Origin of the sequence: Cupriavidus sp. D384 (genome assembly GCF_001652915.1) — a bacterium.
GTDB lineage: Bacteria > Pseudomonadota > Gammaproteobacteria > Burkholderiales > Burkholderiaceae > Cupriavidus.
Map to the genome: position 1 here is coordinate 39,347 of NZ_BBQI01000059.1, position 17,070 is coordinate 56,416.

General features: G+C 60.7%; 17 protein-coding genes. 11 read left to right on the plus strand and 6 right to left on the minus strand.

Going from position 1 to position 17,070, the window contains the following annotated elements; translation table 11 throughout:
- The first annotated feature begins 60 nt into the window (after window positions 1-60).
- Both A9J21_RS14210 and A9J21_RS14215 read left to right on the plus strand, forming a co-directional pair.
- The gene (locus tag A9J21_RS14210) at window positions 61-1,332 is read left to right on the plus strand and encodes an MFS transporter (protein WP_066736634.1); all 1,272 of its coding nucleotides are present in this window, start codon (window positions 61-63) and stop codon (window positions 1,330-1,332) included.
- Window positions 1,333-1,471: 139 nt separating this feature from the next.
- Window positions 1,472-2,587 (plus strand): MFS transporter, encoded by a 1,116-nt coding sequence (locus A9J21_RS14215; RefSeq protein WP_231906929.1) that lies wholly within the window; start codon window positions 1,472-1,474, stop codon window positions 2,585-2,587.
- A 50-nt stretch (window positions 2,588-2,637) separates the two neighbouring features.
- On the opposite strand, the gene A9J21_RS14220 is transcribed toward A9J21_RS14215, so the two are convergent.
- Window positions 2,638-3,528, minus strand: coding sequence for a class III extradiol ring-cleavage dioxygenase (locus A9J21_RS14220; protein ID WP_197497505.1), 891 nt, complete (start codon window positions 3,526-3,528; stop codon window positions 2,638-2,640).
- 285 nt (window positions 3,529-3,813) lie between these two features.
- Between A9J21_RS14220 and A9J21_RS14225 the strand changes: the two genes are divergently transcribed.
- The 3 genes from A9J21_RS14225 to A9J21_RS14235 all read left to right on the plus strand — a co-directional run bounded on the left by A9J21_RS14225 (window position 3,814) and on the right by A9J21_RS14235 (window position 6,401).
- Window positions 3,814-4,101: a hypothetical protein gene (locus tag A9J21_RS14225; RefSeq protein ID WP_404851378.1), complete on the plus strand. Its 288-nt coding sequence runs from the start codon at window positions 3,814-3,816 to the stop codon at window positions 4,099-4,101.
- Window positions 4,102-4,269: 168 nt separating this feature from the next.
- A complete protein-coding gene (locus A9J21_RS14230; RefSeq protein ID WP_066736638.1) occupies window positions 4,270-5,580 on the plus strand; it encodes an MFS transporter in 1,311 nt (436 codons plus the stop codon).
- 197 nt (window positions 5,581-5,777) lie between these two features.
- Complete coding sequence (locus A9J21_RS14235) at window positions 5,778-6,401, plus strand: DNA-3-methyladenine glycosylase I (RefSeq protein WP_066736641.1); 624 nt, start codon at window positions 5,778-5,780, stop codon at window positions 6,399-6,401.
- A 31-nt stretch (window positions 6,402-6,432) separates the two neighbouring features.
- On the opposite strand, the gene A9J21_RS14240 is transcribed toward A9J21_RS14235, so the two are convergent.
- Window positions 6,433-7,290 carry a CPBP family intramembrane glutamic endopeptidase gene (locus tag A9J21_RS14240; RefSeq protein ID WP_066736643.1) on the minus strand — a complete coding sequence of 286 codons (858 nt, stop codon included), beginning with the start codon at window positions 7,288-7,290 and terminating at the stop codon, window positions 6,433-6,435.
- Window positions 7,291-7,785: 495 nt separating this feature from the next.
- Between A9J21_RS14240 and A9J21_RS14245 the strand changes: the two genes are divergently transcribed.
- Entirely contained in the window at window positions 7,786-8,415 is a 630-nt protein-coding gene (locus tag A9J21_RS14245; protein ID WP_066736645.1) for a LysE family translocator, read from the plus strand.
- Here the strand turns inward: A9J21_RS14245 and A9J21_RS14250 are convergent.
- The gene (locus A9J21_RS14250; RefSeq protein ID WP_066736647.1) at window positions 8,407-9,357 is read right to left on the minus strand and encodes a cation diffusion facilitator family transporter; all 951 of its coding nucleotides are present in this window, start codon (window positions 9,355-9,357) and stop codon (window positions 8,407-8,409) included. The two genes, A9J21_RS14245 and A9J21_RS14250, sit on opposite strands and share 9 nt — an antisense overlap.
- 375 nt (window positions 9,358-9,732) lie before the next feature.
- Here A9J21_RS14250 and A9J21_RS14255 point away from each other — a divergent pair, with 375 nt between their 5' ends.
- The 4 genes from A9J21_RS14255 to A9J21_RS31005 all read left to right on the plus strand — a co-directional run bounded on the left by A9J21_RS14255 (window position 9,733) and on the right by A9J21_RS31005 (window position 13,889).
- On the plus strand, window positions 9,733-10,842 hold the full coding sequence (locus A9J21_RS14255) for a site-specific integrase (RefSeq protein ID WP_066736649.1): 1,110 nt from the start codon (window positions 9,733-9,735) through the stop codon (window positions 10,840-10,842).
- 192 nt (window positions 10,843-11,034) lie between these two features.
- On the plus strand, window positions 11,035-11,922 hold the full coding sequence (locus A9J21_RS14260; RefSeq protein ID WP_066736651.1) for a sce7726 family protein: 888 nt from the start codon (window positions 11,035-11,037) through the stop codon (window positions 11,920-11,922).
- Between the two features lie 6 nt (window positions 11,923-11,928).
- Window positions 11,929-12,867 carry a sce7725 family protein gene (locus A9J21_RS14265; RefSeq protein ID WP_066736653.1) on the plus strand — a complete coding sequence of 313 codons (939 nt, stop codon included), beginning with the start codon at window positions 11,929-11,931 and terminating at the stop codon, window positions 12,865-12,867.
- Window positions 12,868-12,872: 5 nt separating this feature from the next.
- Window positions 12,873-13,889 carry an RES family NAD+ phosphorylase gene (locus A9J21_RS31005; RefSeq protein WP_082926423.1) on the plus strand — a complete coding sequence of 339 codons (1,017 nt, stop codon included), beginning with the start codon at window positions 12,873-12,875 and terminating at the stop codon, window positions 13,887-13,889.
- 132 nt (window positions 13,890-14,021) lie between these two features.
- Here A9J21_RS31005 and A9J21_RS14270 read toward each other — a convergent pair whose 3' ends face one another.
- The 3 genes from A9J21_RS14270 to A9J21_RS14280 form a co-directional block, all read right to left on the minus strand.
- Window positions 14,022-14,597, minus strand: coding sequence for a hypothetical protein (locus tag A9J21_RS14270; RefSeq protein ID WP_066736655.1), 576 nt, complete (start codon window positions 14,595-14,597; stop codon window positions 14,022-14,024).
- Window positions 14,598-15,425: a hypothetical protein gene (locus A9J21_RS14275; RefSeq protein ID WP_066736658.1), complete on the minus strand. Its 828-nt coding sequence runs from the start codon at window positions 15,423-15,425 to the stop codon at window positions 14,598-14,600.
- Between the two features lie 423 nt (window positions 15,426-15,848).
- The gene (locus A9J21_RS14280) at window positions 15,849-16,166 is read right to left on the minus strand and encodes a hypothetical protein (RefSeq protein WP_156545892.1); all 318 of its coding nucleotides are present in this window, start codon (window positions 16,164-16,166) and stop codon (window positions 15,849-15,851) included.
- A 188-nt stretch (window positions 16,167-16,354) separates the two neighbouring features.
- On the opposite strand from A9J21_RS14280, the gene A9J21_RS14285 reads away from it, so the two are divergent.
- Window positions 16,355-17,050: a hypothetical protein gene (locus A9J21_RS14285; protein ID WP_066736660.1), complete on the plus strand. Its 696-nt coding sequence runs from the start codon at window positions 16,355-16,357 to the stop codon at window positions 17,048-17,050.
- Window positions 17,051-17,070 lie beyond the last annotated feature (20 nt).

Genomic DNA, 17,070 nt, shown 5'->3' on the forward strand with positions numbered 1-17,070 from the left:
ACAATTTCTGCTCCACTGACCGCATCGCCACCGGCGCCCCCCAATTGCGCCGGGCGCGCCATGACCGCTTCCGCCGCCCCCGAATCCTCCGCAGCACCGACTGCCGCGCCGCCGGCCCCGCTCTCGCCCCGCCAGATCGTCTGGACGCTCGGCATCACCGAGATCATCAGCTGGGGCACGCTCTACTTCACGTTCACCGTCTTCATCGGCCCGATGCATGACACGCTGGGCTACGGCAAGCCGTTCCTGGCCGGCGGATTCTCGCTCGGGCTGCTGGTATGGGCGATGTGCTCGTTTGCGGTGGGCCGGCTGCTCGACCGCGTGCCGGCGCGCAAGGTCATGGGGATCGGGTCGGTGCTGGCCGCCATCGGACTGCTGCTGTGGGCCTGGTGTCCGTCGCCAACGTTGTTCCTGCTGATGTGGATTCCACTGGGGCTTGCCATGGCGTCCACGCTCTACGAGCCAGCGTTCGTGGTGCTGCGGCAGGCGTTCGGCGACGGTTACCAGAAGCCCATCGTCCAGGTGACACTGTTTGCCGGCTTCGCCAGCACCATCTTCATCCCGATTGGCCAGTGGCTGGTGCTGCATCTGGGCTGGCGCGAAACCCTGGTCATCTTCGCGGCGCTGAACCTGTTCGTCTGCGCCCCGCTCCACGCCAGGCTGCGCTACGCGGTGCACCCGAGCTATGCACACACCGGCGCCCATACCGGCACGCCGCTGGCTGGCACCGCCTCGCCCAGCATCACACGCACCACGCTGCGCCAGCCGGTGTTCTGGGCCGTGGTGATGGCCTTCACGGCCACCGCCGTGATTGCTTCGCTGCTGGGCGCCCACCTGATTCCGATGCTGACCGAGAAGGGCATGCCGGTAGGCCAGCAACTGATCGTCGCGGCGCTGATCGGGCCGGCACAGGTGGCGGGCCGCCTGGCCATGGCGCGGCTGCCCATCGATCATCCGGTACGGCTGTCGATGCCGGTATATATCGTCATGAGCCTGGGCCTGCTGTGCCTGACGCTTGGCGACGGCTACTGGCTGATGCTGGCGGCCGTCGGCTATGGCTGCGCAAATGGCGTCAACACCATGCTGCGCGCGATGGCGATGCCCGAATTGATCTCGCGTCATCACTATGCAACGCTGAACGGGTTAATGATGACGCCGGTGTTGCTCATGCAGGCGGCCGCGCCATGGATTGGCGCCCTGCTCTGGCGCGTGGCTGGCGGCTACTGGCTGATGCTGTGGGTCATGGTGGCATTGGCCGTGGGCGCGCTCGGCGCGTTCGCGTTTGCGCTGCACCAGCGCGGCCTGCTGCGCCCCGGCGCAGCGCCCGCCTGATTGCTTCCGACTTGTTGTCTTGTTTTACCGGCTGTATCCGGTTGTCCTGATGTCCGATTACTCGATCGAAACCACTTCGCCTCCCGTTTCCATTCCCGCCCCCTCCCCGTCGGCCGTCTCCCGCGCCACGCGCGGCACCATGGCGCTGTTCTTTGCCAACGGCGCCACGTTTGCCACCTGGGGGGTCCATATTCCCACCATCAAGGCCCGCTTCGGATTGTCCGACGCGATGCTGTCGCTCGCCATGCTGGCCGTGGCCGGCGGTGCGATCCTGGTCATGGGGCCGGTGGGGCGCTGGGTGGGCAAGATGGGCAGCGCGCGGGCATCGATGCTCGGCGGCGTCGCGTTTGCCTGCATGACGCTGCTGATCCTTGCCATGCCCAGCTTCGCGCTGCTGCTGCCCACGCTGCTGGTCTTCGGCATGGCAAATGCGATGTTCGATGTCGGCATGAACGCGCAGGCCGCCACCGTCGAGGCCAGCCGCAGCACGCGGCCCGTCATGTCGGCACTGCACGGCATGTTCAGCCTGGGCGGCATGATCGGTGCGGCATTCGGCGGACTGATGCTGAGCCTGCACGTGCCGCCGCTGGTGCATACCGCGCTGATCGCGGCCATGACGGCCGCCGTGGCACTCGGCACGCATCGGGGCCTGCTGGCCGACCATCCCGTGCTGCCCACGGCCGACCATCACAGGGAACACGCCACGCGCGGGCTGTGGCTGCTGGGCCTGATGGCGTTCCTGGGGCTGGTGGGCGAAGGCGCGATGTACGACTGGACCACCGTCTATATGCGCGAGGTGGCCGATGCACCGCTGGCATGGATCAGCTTTGGCTACGCGGCGTTCTCGGGCGGCATGGCCTGCGGCCGCTTTGGCGGTGACCGCCTGCGTGCCCGTTTCGGCGATGCACGTACGCTGACCGGCAGCGCCTGGCTTGGCTTTGCCGGTATCGCGCTGGCGATTGCCGTACCCTGGCCGCTGGCCGTGCTGGTCGGCTTCAGCCTGATGGGCCTGGGCGCCGCCAACATGGTGCCGATCTTCTTCGTGGCGGCGTCGCGCCTGCCCGGCGTGAGCGCGGCGGAAGCCATCGCGCGCGTGGCGCGCTTTGCCTATGTGGGCCTGTTGCTGGGTCCGGTGATGATCGGCGGCGTGGCGCACCTGGCAAACCTGCGCGCCGGCATCGCCGTGGTGGCGCTGACGATGGGCTATATCGCGCTGTTCGGCGCGCGGTCGGCGCGGCGTTACCTGACGACCTGACCGGCGCCCGCAAGGATCACCGCGTGGGTCACACGCGGATCACGCGCGGATCAGGCCGCCAGTGGCAACGGCGCGTGCCCGGTACCGATGCCATCGAACACGAAGGTGTCCATCGCCAGCACGCCGTAGGTAACCTCGTCGGCCACGCGGGTCACGCTGGCGTCCTTGCCGGCCGTGGCTTCCGGGCCCATGGCGGCGCCCAGCGTCACGTAGAACGGCAGCAGGTGCTCGTCCGTCGGATGGGCGCGGCGCGCAAACGGCGCCTGGGCACGGTAGTCCGCAATCCGGCTCACGTCGCCGGTAGCCAGCGCCTCGTTCAGCGCGTCGGCCATCCAGCCGCGGAAGGCGTCCACATAGGGCTCGGTCTCCGGGCCATGCTGGGCCTTGCGCGCGCCGCCGCCGAACACTTCCTGCAGGTTATGGGTAAAGCTGCCCGAACCGATTACCAGCACACCTTCCGCGCGCAGCGGCGCCAGCGCGCGGCCAATCTCGATCTGCGTGGCGGGGCTCAGGTACGGGTTGAAGGCCAGTTGCACCACCGGCACATCGGCATCGGGGAAAAAGTGGCGCAGCGGCATCCAGGCGCCGTGGTCGAGCGGACGGTCTTCGTCTTCCGCCACGAAACCGGCACCCGGAATGGCGGCGGCCTCGATCAGCGACTTCACGCGTGCGGCCAGGTCGGGCGAGCCCGGGGCGTCATAGCGCAGCGCGTACAGTTCGCGCGGAAAGCCGCCGAAGTCGTGCCAGGCTTCTTGCCGGGTACGCGTGCTGACGGCCAGCGTGCTGTAGATCCAGTGCGCGGAAATCACCAGCACGGCCTTGGGCTTGAGCGCGCGCAGACGGGCGCCCAGTGCGTCGAACGCGGCGCCGGTGGGGCCGGGGTCGATCGCCAGCATCGGCGATCCGTGTGACACATAGATGGCGGGCAACAGGGTGGTCATGGCGTAGGGCCGTTCAGCGGATTGATCCAATGGATGCAGTCTGGCAAAGATGTCACGCCGTGACGCATGGCTTTTGCGGACAAGTCCTGCAAAAAACTTGAAGGACGGGCGCGCCGCGCGTGCTGGGCGTTGGATACCGCACACACTCCGCGCGATTTCCCTTAACACCGACAGCGGCCGTAACATGAATCGGCCTATGATGACCTCCAGAGATGCGACTCACGCGTCCGCCGGAGAAAGCCCGTGTCCAAGCGATTCGATCCCCTGCACGCCCTGCCCCACGCGTTGTGGTGGCAGCCCGGCGTTTACGGCAGCGGCCCGGCCGTGTTGCTATGGATCATCGCGCGCCTGCCGGCCGACATGCTGGCCGACGTGTTCGGCACCCCCTCCGCGCCCGCCCTGCTCAACCACGCTGGCGACACCGTGTTCGTCATCGGCTGGCTGGCAAGCGCCGCCTGGCTGTGGTTCACGCGCAAGCGTCCGGCATTGGCACGGGACGTGACCCCGCTCGATCTGGCGGCCCCCACCCAGACGCCACGCACGCCCAACCATCACGGGCACGGCGCCGGATAGCGTGTCACTGCCGGGGATCACGGCTATCAGGTGACGCATCGACGACCTTCCCCTGAACGCACGTATGACAAATTGATGTAAGGAATCGCTTAAGATGCTGGCTTGCGTCACCGCCGGGGCACACTGGCGGGGGCATCCACCGGTTCTTTCATCGTTGTAGCCAGCCTCATGTCCGTTACCGCAGCATCCGCCAACGACCTGTCCAAAGCCACCCGACGACGCGCGATCATCGCCGCGACCATCGGCAACGGCCTGGAATGGTTCGATTTCACCGTCTACAGCTTCTTCGCGGTCATCATCGCCAAGCTGTTCTTCCCCACCGGCAACGACCTGACATCGTTCCTGCTGACCGTGGCCACGTTCGGCGTGGGCTTCTTCATGCGTCCCGTAGGCGCCATCGTGCTGGGCGTCTACGCCGACCGCGTGGGCCGCAAGGCAGCGCTGACGCTGACCATCCTGCTGATGGCACTCGGCACGGCCATCATCGGCCTGGCCCCTACCTATGAGTCGATCGGCCTGTGGGCCCCGGCGCTGATCGTGCTGGCACGCCTGATCCAGGGCTTTTCGGCTGGCGGTGAAGTCGGCGGCGCCACGGCGTTCCTGATCGAGCATGCGCCCGACGAGGAGCGCGGCGCCTACGCCAGCTGGCAGCAGGCCAGCCAGGGGATTTCGTTCATGCTGGGCGCCGCCATGGGCGCGCTGGTCACGAACGGCCTGGACCAGGCCCAGATCGACGCCTGGGGCTGGCGCATTCCGTTCCTGTTCGGCCTGCTGATCGGCCCGGTGGGCATGTATATCCGCTCGCACCTGGAGGAACCGCCCGAGTTCGAGCAGCGCCAGGCCGAGCGCCGCGCCAACAACGTGAAGTTCTCGCCGTTGTCGCAGGTGCTGCGCGACCATCCGCGCGAAGTGCTGGCCGGCCTGGGCGTGACCATCCTGTGGACGGTCTGCACCTATGTGCTGGTGTTCTACATGCCGTCGTACGCCAAGCAGCAGTTGGGCCTGCCGCTGGGCGCCACGTTCCAGTCCACGGCCATCTGCGGCGCCATCATCCTGGTGCTGTGCCCGCTGATGGGCATGCTGTCCGACCGCGTGGGCCGCAAGCGCATGCTGAGCGTGGTGGCGCTGGCCATCCTGGTGCTGGCCTATCCGCTGTTCCACTGGCTCAACGTGTCGCCCACCACCGCCACGCTGCTGCAGGTGCAGATCGTGCTGGGCATCCTGCTGGCCGCCTTCACGGGCCCGGCGCCAGCCGTGCTGGCCGAGCAGTTCCCGACCGAGGTTCGCTCCACCGGGCTGTCGCTGGCCTATAACTTCGCCGTGACGATCTTCGGCGGCTTCGCCCCGCTGATCGTGACGTGGCTGATCGAGTCCACCCACAACAAGCTGGCCCCGGCCTTCTACGTGATTGCCGCCGCCGCCATCAGCTTCGTGGCACTGGTGTTCATGCACGACCGTACGGGCAAGAAGCTGGACTGACCTGCCAGCCTGCCGCCGCACGAAAGCCAACCTCCGGGTTGGCTTTTTTGTGCCCGCCTTTTTTGTGCCCGCGACCCTGGCCCCGGTTTGTCAGTTGGATGTCCGGAAGCAGCCGGTTACGGTCTTTACGGCGTGGCGTTCCGGGCGCATGATCGCTGCGGCGCCGATGCGCGCCATCGACAAAGGAGCGAAGGCGAATGACGACGAAGTCCGCGCCGCAGACCCAGGTACGCTGCGGCTGGTGTGGTGATCTGGAGGACTACTGCCACTATCACGACAACGAGTGGGGCTTTCCGGTGGACGACGACCGGCGCCTGTTCGAGAAGCTGTGCCTGGAGGGCTTCCAGTCCGGCCTCAGCTGGCTGACCATCCTGCGCAAGCGCGAGGCGTTCCGCAAGGCCTTTGCCAATTTCGAGATCGACAAGGTGGCGCGCTTTACCGAGCGCGACGTGGAGCGGCTGCTGGGCGACGCCGGCATCGTGCGCCATCGCGGCAAGATCGAGGCCGCCATCCACAATGCGAAGTGCGCGCAGGAACTGCTGAAGACCGAGCCGTCGCTGGCCGCCTATTTCTGGAAGTTCGAACCCGACCCGAAAAGCCGGCCCAAGACACTGACGCCCGAAGTGCTGCGCACGATGGCGATCAGCCCGGAATCGACAGCTTTGTCGAAGGATCTCAAGAAGCGCGGCTGGAAGTTCGTCGGCCCGACCACGATGTACGCGCTGATGCAGGCCATGGGGCTGGTCAACGACCATATGGACGGCTGCTCGACACGCACCGCGGCGCTGCGCGCGCGCAAGGCGTTCAAGGTGCCGCGCTAGCAGCGGATCACGTTACGCGGTATTCGCGCGATCAAGCTGCATCGGGCGGCGGGCCCTCCGGGTCCGCCTTGTCCACTTTGTCCGCGCCGGCCTGCTGTCCGTCGGCCGCCGGCCCCCACAGCATCCGGCGCAACGCCACCGCACCGACCAGGCCAGCGGCCGCGGCCAGGCCCCATGTCCACAACGAATACCCGGCACCGGCGTCGGTGCCGGCCTCGCTCATCACGGTAATCGTCGTATTGATGCCGGCGTGCAGCACGATGCCGGGCCACAGCGAACCGGTGCGCACGTAGAACGCGGCGGCCAGGATGCCCACGGCAAAGGCAATCACGAACTGGTAGACGTTCAGGTGCATCAGGCCGAAGACAAATGCCGAGTAGACGATGGCATCGGCCGTGGCATAGCGCTTGAGCATGCCGCGCAGCAGGATGCCGCGGAAGAACATCTCCTCGACCATCGGCGCGATGGTACAGGACAGCACCCAGTTGCCCAGCCCGCCGGTCATCGACTCGAACATCGCCACCTCGCTGGCCGACAGCGGGAACACCTTTTCAAGCAGCGTCATCATCACGCCGTCGAGCAGCACGATCAGCGGCACGGTCATCAGGATGGGCAGTCCCAGCAGACCAACGGTGGCGACTGCACTTGCCCGGCTATCGTGGAACAGCCGCCGATAGGTCAGTCCGCTCTGGTGCAGCAACATGCTGAACACGATGCCGCATGCCAGGATGCGGACCAGCGATGCCGCCGCCGATACCTCCAGGCCACTGCGGACCAGCATCGGCCGCAGCAACGTTGCCACCATCAGTTCCACGAACCAGGCAACGAAGGTCAGGGCCAGTGCCCACTGCAACGAAATGGGCTGGATATCGGACGCAGGACGGTTCATCGGGACATTGCGGCGCGCAGTGCAGGGAAGCCGACATTCTAGGTTGGGGCTCCTGCCGGCTGGCACACGCTGTGGAGGGGTATTGCGATAGCGCAACGTCCGTGGAAGCTGTCATCGGCGCGCTTCGCACAATGGTCCGTATACGTATACCGGTATTGTTTACGTATACATAAATAGTAGTAGTAATGGTTAACACTAGGCCCCGGACGTGGATAACCCTGTTTTTCCCTTTCCGATCATGGTGTTATCAAACAGATAACCCTTTGGGAAACCGCGCGGCGTATACGTGGATGGCCGTGGGTAATTGCGGTGCGGCGCGCTGCCGCCGACGTATACGCGTCATGTTGTACGTATACGTCCCACAGCCGTCCCACAGGTCGCCCCCACACCAGCCCACAGACTTGTTCACGTAGTTGTCCACAGGAAGCGCGTGCATATCGGCGCGAATCGGCTCACACTGGCGCCTCGCCAATGCGCAGCCGCCGGAGCACTTCGATGGACAGCACAACCCTGTTTCTGTACCTGATTGCCGTGGCCGCGGTCATGGTTACGCCCGGGCCGACGATGTTGCTGGCCCTGAGCAACGGCGCCACCCGTCCGATGCGCGTGGCCGCGTGCGGCATCGCCGGCGCCGCGCTGGCCGACCTGATCCTGATTGGCGCCGTGGGCTGCGGGCTTGGCGCCGTGTTGCAGGCATCCGAGCACCTGTTTACCACCATCAAGTGGATCGGCGCGGCCTACCTGCTCTATCTGGCGGTCTCGATGTGGCGGGCCCCCACGCGGGAACTGATTGCCACCTCGGACGCCACCTCGGCCAGCGGGCGCGCGGCCTTCCTGCGGGCGCTGTTCGTGGCATTGTCGAACCCCAAGACCATCCTGTTCACCTCGGCCTTCGTGCCGCAGTTCGTCCACGCGGACAAGCCGGTGGCTATCCAGTACGTGATCCTGGCCGTGATCGCGGCGCTGATGGATATCGTGATGATGGCGATCTACGCCTTCGGCGGCCGCCACGCCGTCCGGACCCTGTCGGCGCGCGCGGTGCAATGGATCAACCGGGGTTGCGCCGGCATGCTGGCGTTCCTGGCCGTGGGCCTGAGCCTGTACCGGCGCAGCGACCTACGCTGACTCGGCCGGCGCCGGCTCGGTGCGTGGCACCCTGACCGGGTCCACGTGCGTCATGACATTCAGCACGTCGTCGCGATCCATCGCCCGGCGGCGCGCCTCGGTGGCAATCGCGTGCCCCTGCTCGACCGTCAGGTCCGCCTGGATCTCCAGATGCACGTCGACCAGGATCATGTCCCCCATCTTGCGCGTCTTGAGGTCATGCAGCCCAAGCACGCCGGGCGTATCCAGCATCGCGTCGCGCAGACTGGTGACCACGTCCTCGTCGGCGGCGCGGTCCATCAGGTCGTTCATCGCATCCCAGCCAAATCGCAGGCCCATGCGCGACACCATCAACCCCACCACGATGGCCGCCACCGGATCGAGCACGTGATACCCAAGCAGGTTGCCACCAATGCCCAGCGCCACCACCAGTGACGACGCAGCATCGGACCGCGCATGCCACGCATTCGCTACCAGCATGCTCGACCTGACGCGCTCCGCCACCCGCAACATGTAACGGAATAGCCCCTCCTTGGCGGCCAGCGCACCCAGCGCCACCCACAACGCCACCGTCTGCACCGGCTGCGCCCCTTCCGGATGCTGGATCTTGCCAACCGCGGCCCACAGCATGCCCACGCCTACCGCCAGCAGCAGCGCGCCCAGCGCCAGCGAAGCCGCCGTCTCGAACCGCTGATGCCCGTACGGATGGTCGGCATCGGCCCCCTTGCGGCTGTGATGGCCGGCAAACAGCACAACGAAATCGGAAACGAGGTCGGACAGCGAATGGAGCGAATCGGCAACCAACGCCTGGGAACCGGCGATGATGCCGATGGCGCCCTGGGCAATCGTCAGGCCGATATTGACGAAAACGCTGACCAGCGTGGACCGCCGCCCGGCCAGATGGCGGGCTTCGGCATCAAGGGTATCGGCGCCAATGGCGGGGGCGACGTGCGGTTCGCGCATGGATGAAGACGGAAGGTGGGCGACAGGTGGAACGGTAGCATTTCCTGGAAGACGCGGAGCCGTCCCATTCCCCGCAACTACATCGGTTTCGCCGTTATGCCAGGGCGCAGGTGTTCGAAATCGCCGCGCGGCGAAAGTCGATTCAAGGTATGGCTCCCGGAGATGGATTACCCGGCCCCCAAAGCAAAACAACGCACGACATCTTTCGACGTAGTGCGTTGTTTTTCAAGAAATTCTGGTGGACCGAAGGAGGATCGAACTCCCGACCTCTGCATTGCGAATCCAAAAACCTCCCTTTGAAAAATAAGGGTTCTAGCGCCATATTGCTTTATTTGCCACAATCTTGCCACACTGACAGCAAAGACGCTCTACAGCATGGCAACAATTCGCAAGCGCGGCGCCTATCAGTGGGAGGCTCAGATCCGCCGTAAGGGCTTTCCCGCGCAAAGTAAAACGTTTGGCACTAAGGCGGAAGCTGAGGCATGGGCTGCGGTCATTGAGTCCGAGATGGCACGCGGAGTCTGGACCAGCCGTGCCGAAGCCGAAGCGACTACGCTGCATGAGGCCCTTGAGCGCTATGAGCAAGAGATTCTTCCTGGCAAGAAGGGCGCGGAACCCGAACGATCTGTCATACGAACTTGGAAGGAACTAGAAATCTCGTGCAGAAGGCTAGCGTCCGTCCGGAGCGCTGACATCGCTTCTGTCCGCGACGGATGGCTAAAGCTCTACAAGCCAGCCACAGTCCTTCGAAGACTGGCGGTGTTATCCCATCTATTCAACATTGCACGAAAGGAATGGGGGATGGAGAGCCTGTCCAATCCGGTGGATTTGGTTCGCAAGCCGCAGCCCAACAATGCCCGCACGAGGCGGATCGTAGCGTATGCGCCAATCTCAGGCGCGGACAACATTACCGAGGCGGACGCAGAGCGAAGAACGGACGATAGTGAACTCGAGCGCGTGATTGAGGCGAGTGAGTCCTCGCAGCTCCCGTCAATCATGAGGCTCGCTGTCGAGACAGCGATGCGTCGGGGGGAGATTGTGGGTCTGAAGTGGGAGCACGTCGACCTGGTAAGGCGCGTCGCCCATCTTCCCGCCACCAAGAACGGCAGCTCTCGCGACGTGCCACTTTCGTCCCTCGCCATCGACGTCTTAATGCGCCTCCAAGAGATGAAAAGGAACGGAGAAACAGCGCCGAAGGAATTGGTCTTCCCGATACGAAGCGATGCGGTCACCAGAGCGTTCGAGCGCGCAGTTGCACGTGCGCGTAAGCTGTATCTTGGCGAGTGCCAAGTGAAGAACAAAGCAGTAGACGCCAAATTCTTGACCGATCTTCGGTTTCACGACCTGCGTCACGAGGCAACGTCGCGCTTGGCATCGATCTTCCCCTTGCACGAGTTGACAAAGATCACTGGCCATAAGGATCCGCGCATGCTAATGCGGTACTACCATCCACGTGCGGAAGATTTGGCCAAAAAATTGGCGTGAAGGACGCCCTGGAGAGCTGGGCCAGCTTCCGCCTCCGTTGCGAAGTAGCGTTGCCGTGACATTGGGCGCGAACCCGCCTAGAATCTGCTAAGCGTTCGGGCTCGCGTCTATCGCAAGTGCTTGTATAAAAAGAGAAATTTTGACCCAACCCACCGCAACTGTTGGAAAGATTGAAATGGTAAGGAACGCCCCGTGACACCGACAGAGATTCAGCTTTCTGCGGCATCTCGCCTATTTTCTACCGCTGTCATCAAAGAGATGTCAAAGAAGGGGGAGTCAGCCCTGTTTGCCCGCCTGGTCAAAGAAGCGGGCGTGCAGGGAATGGTGGATCGCAAATTGCGCGTAGCTGATGCGTTCGATGCAGTTTTTTCGTTTCTGCGGGCCGTCGGAAATCGTGACGAGTACATCTATAAAGCTGCGCTGACACACAAGGTGCTGTTGGGCACGCACTCGTTGAATACAGCATCAATGTTGACCGAGTTTCGAGTCGGTTTGTCTCGGGCTGACTTGGTCATACTCAACGGCACGGCCACGGTGTACGAAATTAAATCGGAACGTGACTCGCTAAAGCGGCTAGAGAATCAACTGGAAGCGTATCGCCGGGTGTTTGCGCAAGTATGCGTGATTGCATCTGAGGAATATATTGATCGGATCCTACAGCTTTCCCCCCCCGATGTTGGGGTGCTAGCGCTGGGACGGCGGCATAGAATCACCACTGTTAGGAAGCCTCAAAACGATCCACGCAGAATTTGCCCGGTTACCCTCTTCGAGTCGCTTCGCATCAGCGAAGCGAAACAAATTTTGCGAAATCTTGGCATTGAGATTCCTGCGGTGCCGAACACACAGATGCATTCCGCGATTCGAGCCGAATTCGCGCGTTTGGAACCAGCGGCGACGCACAGCCAAATGGTAGAGGTTTTGAAGGTGTCGCGCAGCCTAGTATCGCTCGGCGATTTAGTAGATAAGCTGCCGAGTTCTCTGCATGCTGCGGCACTAACTGTGAGTTTGCCTAGAAAACTGCATGGGAATTTGATTAGCGCGATTAATACTCCCTTAGAACGAGCACTTGGCTGGCTATAATAGAGAATGTACCATCCCTATTTTCGTGGAAAGCAGTACGAGCTCATCACAATCAGAGAGAACGCTGAGCTTCTCTCCGTGTCGGGCTTCATCCCAATTATAGAGCCTGTACGAGAGGCACTAACAGGTTTGGACCGTGCACTTGCCGCAGTTTGCGAAAAACGAGGCCAAGCGATTGTTATTGTCAATCCTCACCACGGAGAACATGCCGGAGGCGGGGATGGGATTACTGCACTTCTGCAAGATCAGTACGTAGATAATGTTGGAATTTCACCTGGCATCCTGCTGAAGGAACAAACAACGATCGATGATGCGCTCCGTTGCTTTGAGATTCACGCGCAAGCCGCTCCGACATTGATTCATGCTGGATTTACCGATGGGGCGCAACTCGCGGAGCGTCTAGGTCGCAGGGCTGGTGAGATACGGCATGTCTTCCTAGATGACCAATCGGGTAGGCTGTATCGTCGGAATTTCCGTAGTGAACAACGAATTCTCGTTAGGGACGGCTTTCAAAAGCGACGAAATAGAGATCATCCACCAGTTGAGTTTTTCTCAGATCTTCACGTCACGTACGAAGAAGAAGGTATGAGCGGATTTGGTGATTATCTAACCGTTGGAGATGATTTTTCGGAAGGTGGTGGCCCTGCATATGCAATCGCGATTCACCTTACCTTCATAGATTCGAATAATGATGATGCGATGTTTGTACATCACTTCCTATCGGAGCGGCAGGATACACCGACTGATCCTGCGGGCAAATTTGCCGAGGCGCTTCGAGCGATGATCATCGAGTTGGACCGCCCGGACAGCCCCGTTTTAGAGACACTAGCCGTTCAGGAATTTCGCGAATTTCATCGCAAAGGCCATTATCCAGGCTTGGGGTATGTCAAGAAGCTCTCAATGCAACATCATATTGAGACACTAGCAAACTACCTTGGCCGGTGAAAGAAATGCGTTGTTGCGCAAATTGCTTTGGCGATCTTGGGCTTACTCGAATATTTCCATCGAAGGCTGACGTCAATGGAAAATGTAGTTATTGCGACACGGATGACACGCCTCTGGCCATACCAGCCAGTCTGGTCGATATATTTTCAGCCGTAATTAACATATACGACGAGGATCCTGCGGGAAAGGGTCTGGTCGAGTGGATGCGCGGAGACTGGGCGATTTTTCGCCATCCTCGTATGGATGATTTTCGCGCCAAGGATTTGTTAGCAGCAATTACAGGAATCGCAGATATTGGGCGCCGCACCTTTGTCCCATCCGATAGATTTAGAAGTGATAGGCTTGTACGGTGGGAGAAGCTTCGGGACGAGCTGAGAAATACCAACCGATATTTTCCCGAGGCCCAGTTGGATAAGGGCCGCCTGGAGGAACTCCTTGAATTTCTGCAGGCCGAGAATATGCCGCTTAAGTGGTATAGGGCTCGCATCCAACCAAGTGAATCAATGTTCGCCATCGGTGAAATGGGCGCACCTCCGAGTCGAGTGGCATCGCACGGACGAGCAAATCCGCCTGGAATACCATACCTTTACGTCGGGTCTTCGCCAGCAACGGCTATCGCGGAGATCAGACCCCATACGGGGGAGTATGTGTCCGTGGCAGATTTTTCGATCGATCCTGCCCGGTTGCGTCTTGTTGACTTGCGTGCCCCGAAAGAGCGCATCTCTCCATTCGAAATCGGTGACGAGGATCGGATTGGGGCACTTCGCAGTGATATCGCCTTCCTCGAGCGGCTTGGTGATGAGTTGACTCGGCCGGTGGTTCCGCAAGGCGCAGCGGTCGAGTATGTACCGAGTCAGTATCTTTGCGAGTTTATAAAGAAGGCTGGTTGGAATGGCGTGGTGTATCGAAGCTCGATGAGTGATGGGATTAACCTGGCTCTCTTTAACCCTGCGATAGCGGCGCCCGGCGGTGTGACACCGTGGGTCGTTTCTCGGGTCTCCGTTGAAGCGGGCAGGCTCTAAAAAGTCATCGTGACTGCGTAACGAGCGGCGGCACTATCTTGCACGTAGAGACAGCCGTTAAGTCGGGGGAAACAGAGGAAAATGACGTTTGTTGGTGCTTCAATCATTAAAGCACCTCCAAATTCTGGCGTCCTATAGCTTCAAATTCCTCGGGGCAGGGCAAGTAGACGAATTGCGCCTCGACTCGGCTTGCTTTAGGTAGTCGAACAATAAGCCCCAGTGCTCGGCAGACGGATCAATCCCTTCGCGGAAGGAATCACTCTCCCACGCAGTCTTTGCATAGTAGCTGAACATGTAGTCGGCCACATGTTCATCGAGCATCTTATTGTTCGCTAGCAGCGCCATTTCTTCAAAGAAAGTCAGGAATTTCCGCTTCTTATCCCACATGTTGTTCTCGGCCAACTTATGAGAATCTACGCCATCGATCAAACAAAGGACCTCGAATAGGTCTGGCGTATCAAAAAGTCTTCTATGCTGGCTCAAGAAGAATTCCGTCCGCTTTAATAAGGCAGCGCGATCACGCTCATCTATCTCCTTCTGTTTTTGGGCTTGAAGCCGTGATATTTCAAGCAACACCTTACCTAAACCTATCACGCCAATAATGATCGTTGCGACAGTGCCCGCAATTGCCGTCCAATCCTTCCAGTCAGCAAGAGTTGCACAAACTCCTCCGATAAAGGTGCAGTATTCCTGTGGGCTAACGTTCATCTATCGGTTCTCAGGCACATCGTAAATATCGTAGACAACGTATCTTTTCACGGTTCCCACCGCATTTTCGACGCGACGGACGAGAAAATGAAGCTTCCCCGATCTACCGCTGACGCGCTCGTGCATTGATTTTGTAATCAAGGAACGCAAACGATGACTGGGATCCTCAATAACCTGGAACGACACCACGCGCCTTAATTTATCATCAAAAACACGGCCGTAATTAGTGAGGATATTGAATTTGGTGACATTCCCCAAAATATACTCGTCGTCCTCAGATTTGTCCCGAACGTTCACATACTCATTTGTTTCCGCGTCTAAAGTCATGACGTCACCGACATGCTTTCTGGACAACACAAGAGATATATTATTGGGGTCAGATGCGATAGGCTTGTGGAGATTTATCAATGCACTTTCTAGCGCATCAGCAATTTCCTCGATTTTTGCATCCTCACTATCAACCAGCTTCTGGAGATAAGGGGTTACGGGCTCGTATTCTTTGCCAACAGCAAACGACCAACACCATGTCAAATAGTCCCAATATCGATTGGTAATGACGCTTGCCCCCATCTTATTGCAAATCGCGTCACTAAATACGACGTCAACCTCAATCTCGTAGCACCCTTTTCGTGGCGCGCTCGCATATACAATAGCGCCAGTTGCCGAATCGCCGCGCTTTCGCATTTCCTCGTCGTTGGCGAAGGAGTGCGTGACGATGTTGATAGATCTCGCCAATCCATTCTCTGCCGAAGCGGCATCGTAAATAGGCAATCGGCCATTGTCGGCCTCTCCGCCCTCAAAACGAATTGTCAGTGTCACCTGTTTCATTTTCTTCTTACGTTGCTGGGTTCGCGGCAAATTTTAGCGGCTAAAATTTTTCTGCCATCCCCCCATTTGGGGCATGCTCCAAGTATTTCTGCATGAGCGCCGGAGGCGCGAATGACAGGGTGAAGTTAGGTAACCGCTCCGCCGGTTAGCTAACTTCACATATCTTGCCCAGGTCCAGCGCGATATTCGTCCTTTCGGCAATACAACGTCATCACACGGAAGCTTTATAGATTCAACATTGAAGCTTTAGCGGGTCACTACTGAACCTTTGCGATGGTGCTGGAACCGTCCACCGCCGACTGGTGCGGCGTGACGCGGCTCTATGCGGATCCGTGGGCGCTGAAACACTACTGCGACGGCTGGCGGCCAATTGATCGGATACGACCGTGCTGATCCTCAGACGACGTAAGCCCGCGCCGCTGCCTAAACGCGAGGTGGTGACCCGAGCCGCCTGCACACGATGCCTTCCAGCTGGAATGCTAGCGCCTGGCTGTAGAGCCAGGCCGGATCATCGGACGCCTGCACGTACAGCAGGCCGGGGGCGGCGCGCCAGCAACGCACGCAGGGCGTCCTTCCGCTGTTCCACCGGCCACGCGTGCACGTCGCGGCCACGCTGCGCCATCCGGTAGCCGCGTCGTATTTGATTTCGGCCAGCCAGTCGCCAGTAGGCACCGCCTTGCGCTCGATGGCCAGCATCGCTGCAATCTCGGGCAGATCGGGAAGGGAGGGGCGTTGGGGCACAACGATAGCTTACCAGCCTCTGCGCCGCCGCACCGTCTCTCCGACTCCTTTCTAATTTCTCTTTGACAATTCTTATTCTTCACAGCGAAGAACTGAAGGATGTTCGCGTTTCTCTTGACTCTTCGTGAATTTGTACACTAAACTTCGTTCCGTTCTACCAAACAATCTCAAGAGCGGGAGCAAAAGAAATGACGAACGTTAGCAAAGGACCGGAAAAGACGGCGATTCGTGGATTCCTTCGTCAAGCGGCGGTAGAGGCATTGCGGAAGGATGGCTGGAAGGTTGAGAAGGCGCGGGGCTTGGGGAAGGGCAGCGTGCGCCGGATCACGCGGGATGGCACGTCGAAGCTCTGTTCGATCCGCACCACGCAGGACCAGGCCATCGCATTCCCGCGCAACGAGAACGACGACGGCTGGAGCACGCTGGCCGATGTGGACATGGTGGTCGCTGCGTCGGTCGATGATGTGGAACAACCGCGCGCAGCGGTCATTCACCTGTTCGATGCCAAGGTGGTGCGCGAGCGGTTTGACCGCACCTATGCAGCCCGGATGGCAGCCGATCACACGATCCCGGTCGGTCGCGGTGTATGGCTCCCGCTGTATAAGTCGGACGACGACACGCCTACCCATGTCGCCGGAGGCCTCGGCCTGGACTATCCGGCCATTGCCGTCATTCCTTTCGCCACGATGCAAGCAGATGCTGCAAACGGAGATGAGGATGAGGGTAACGACGAAGGCCAGCCGCTGGCAGAGCGTCCGGCTGTACAGCCGGACGCACCGGCAGCTGCCCCGGCCGCACCGCTGACCATCCCGGAGGCCAAACGCCGCTTGGCTGAAGCCTTCGGTGTGTCGCCCGAGAACGTAAAGATCACCATCGAAGCGTGAATGACAACAGGGGGAGCCCC

Bases quoted from the DNA above. Each gene is read 5' to 3' on its own strand.
- A9J21_RS14255 (WP_066736649.1), top strand. From the start codon at position 9,733: ATGGCAACAATTCGCAAGCGCGGCGCCTATCAGTGGGAGGCTCAGATC.
- A9J21_RS14220 (WP_197497505.1), bottom strand. From the start codon at position 3,528: ATGACCACCCTGTTGCCCGCCATCTATGTGTCACACGGATCGCCGATG.
- A9J21_RS14265 (WP_066736653.1), top strand. From the start codon at position 11,929: ATGTACCATCCCTATTTTCGTGGAAAGCAGTACGAGCTCATCACAATC.
- A9J21_RS14285 (WP_066736660.1), top strand. From the start codon at position 16,355: ATGACGAACGTTAGCAAAGGACCGGAAAAGACGGCGATTCGTGGATTC.
- A9J21_RS14275 (WP_066736658.1), bottom strand. From the start codon at position 15,425: ATGAAACAGGTGACACTGACAATTCGTTTTGAGGGCGGAGAGGCCGAC.
- A9J21_RS14245 (WP_066736645.1), top strand. From the start codon at position 7,786: ATGGACAGCACAACCCTGTTTCTGTACCTGATTGCCGTGGCCGCGGTC.
- A9J21_RS14250 (WP_066736647.1), bottom strand. From the start codon at position 9,357: ATGCGCGAACCGCACGTCGCCCCCGCCATTGGCGCCGATACCCTTGAT.
- A9J21_RS14235 (WP_066736641.1), top strand. From the start codon at position 5,778: ATGACGACGAAGTCCGCGCCGCAGACCCAGGTACGCTGCGGCTGGTGT.
- A9J21_RS14230 (WP_066736638.1), top strand. From the start codon at position 4,270: ATGTCCGTTACCGCAGCATCCGCCAACGACCTGTCCAAAGCCACCCGA.
- A9J21_RS14215 (WP_231906929.1), top strand. From the start codon at position 1,472: ATGGCGCTGTTCTTTGCCAACGGCGCCACGTTTGCCACCTGGGGGGTC.
- A9J21_RS14210 (WP_066736634.1), top strand. From the start codon at position 61: ATGACCGCTTCCGCCGCCCCCGAATCCTCCGCAGCACCGACTGCCGCG.
- A9J21_RS14270 (WP_066736655.1), bottom strand. From the start codon at position 14,597: ATGAACGTTAGCCCACAGGAATACTGCACCTTTATCGGAGGAGTTTGT.
- A9J21_RS14240 (WP_066736643.1), bottom strand. From the start codon at position 7,290: ATGAACCGTCCTGCGTCCGATATCCAGCCCATTTCGTTGCAGTGGGCA.
- A9J21_RS31005 (WP_082926423.1), top strand. From the start codon at position 12,873: ATGCGTTGTTGCGCAAATTGCTTTGGCGATCTTGGGCTTACTCGAATA.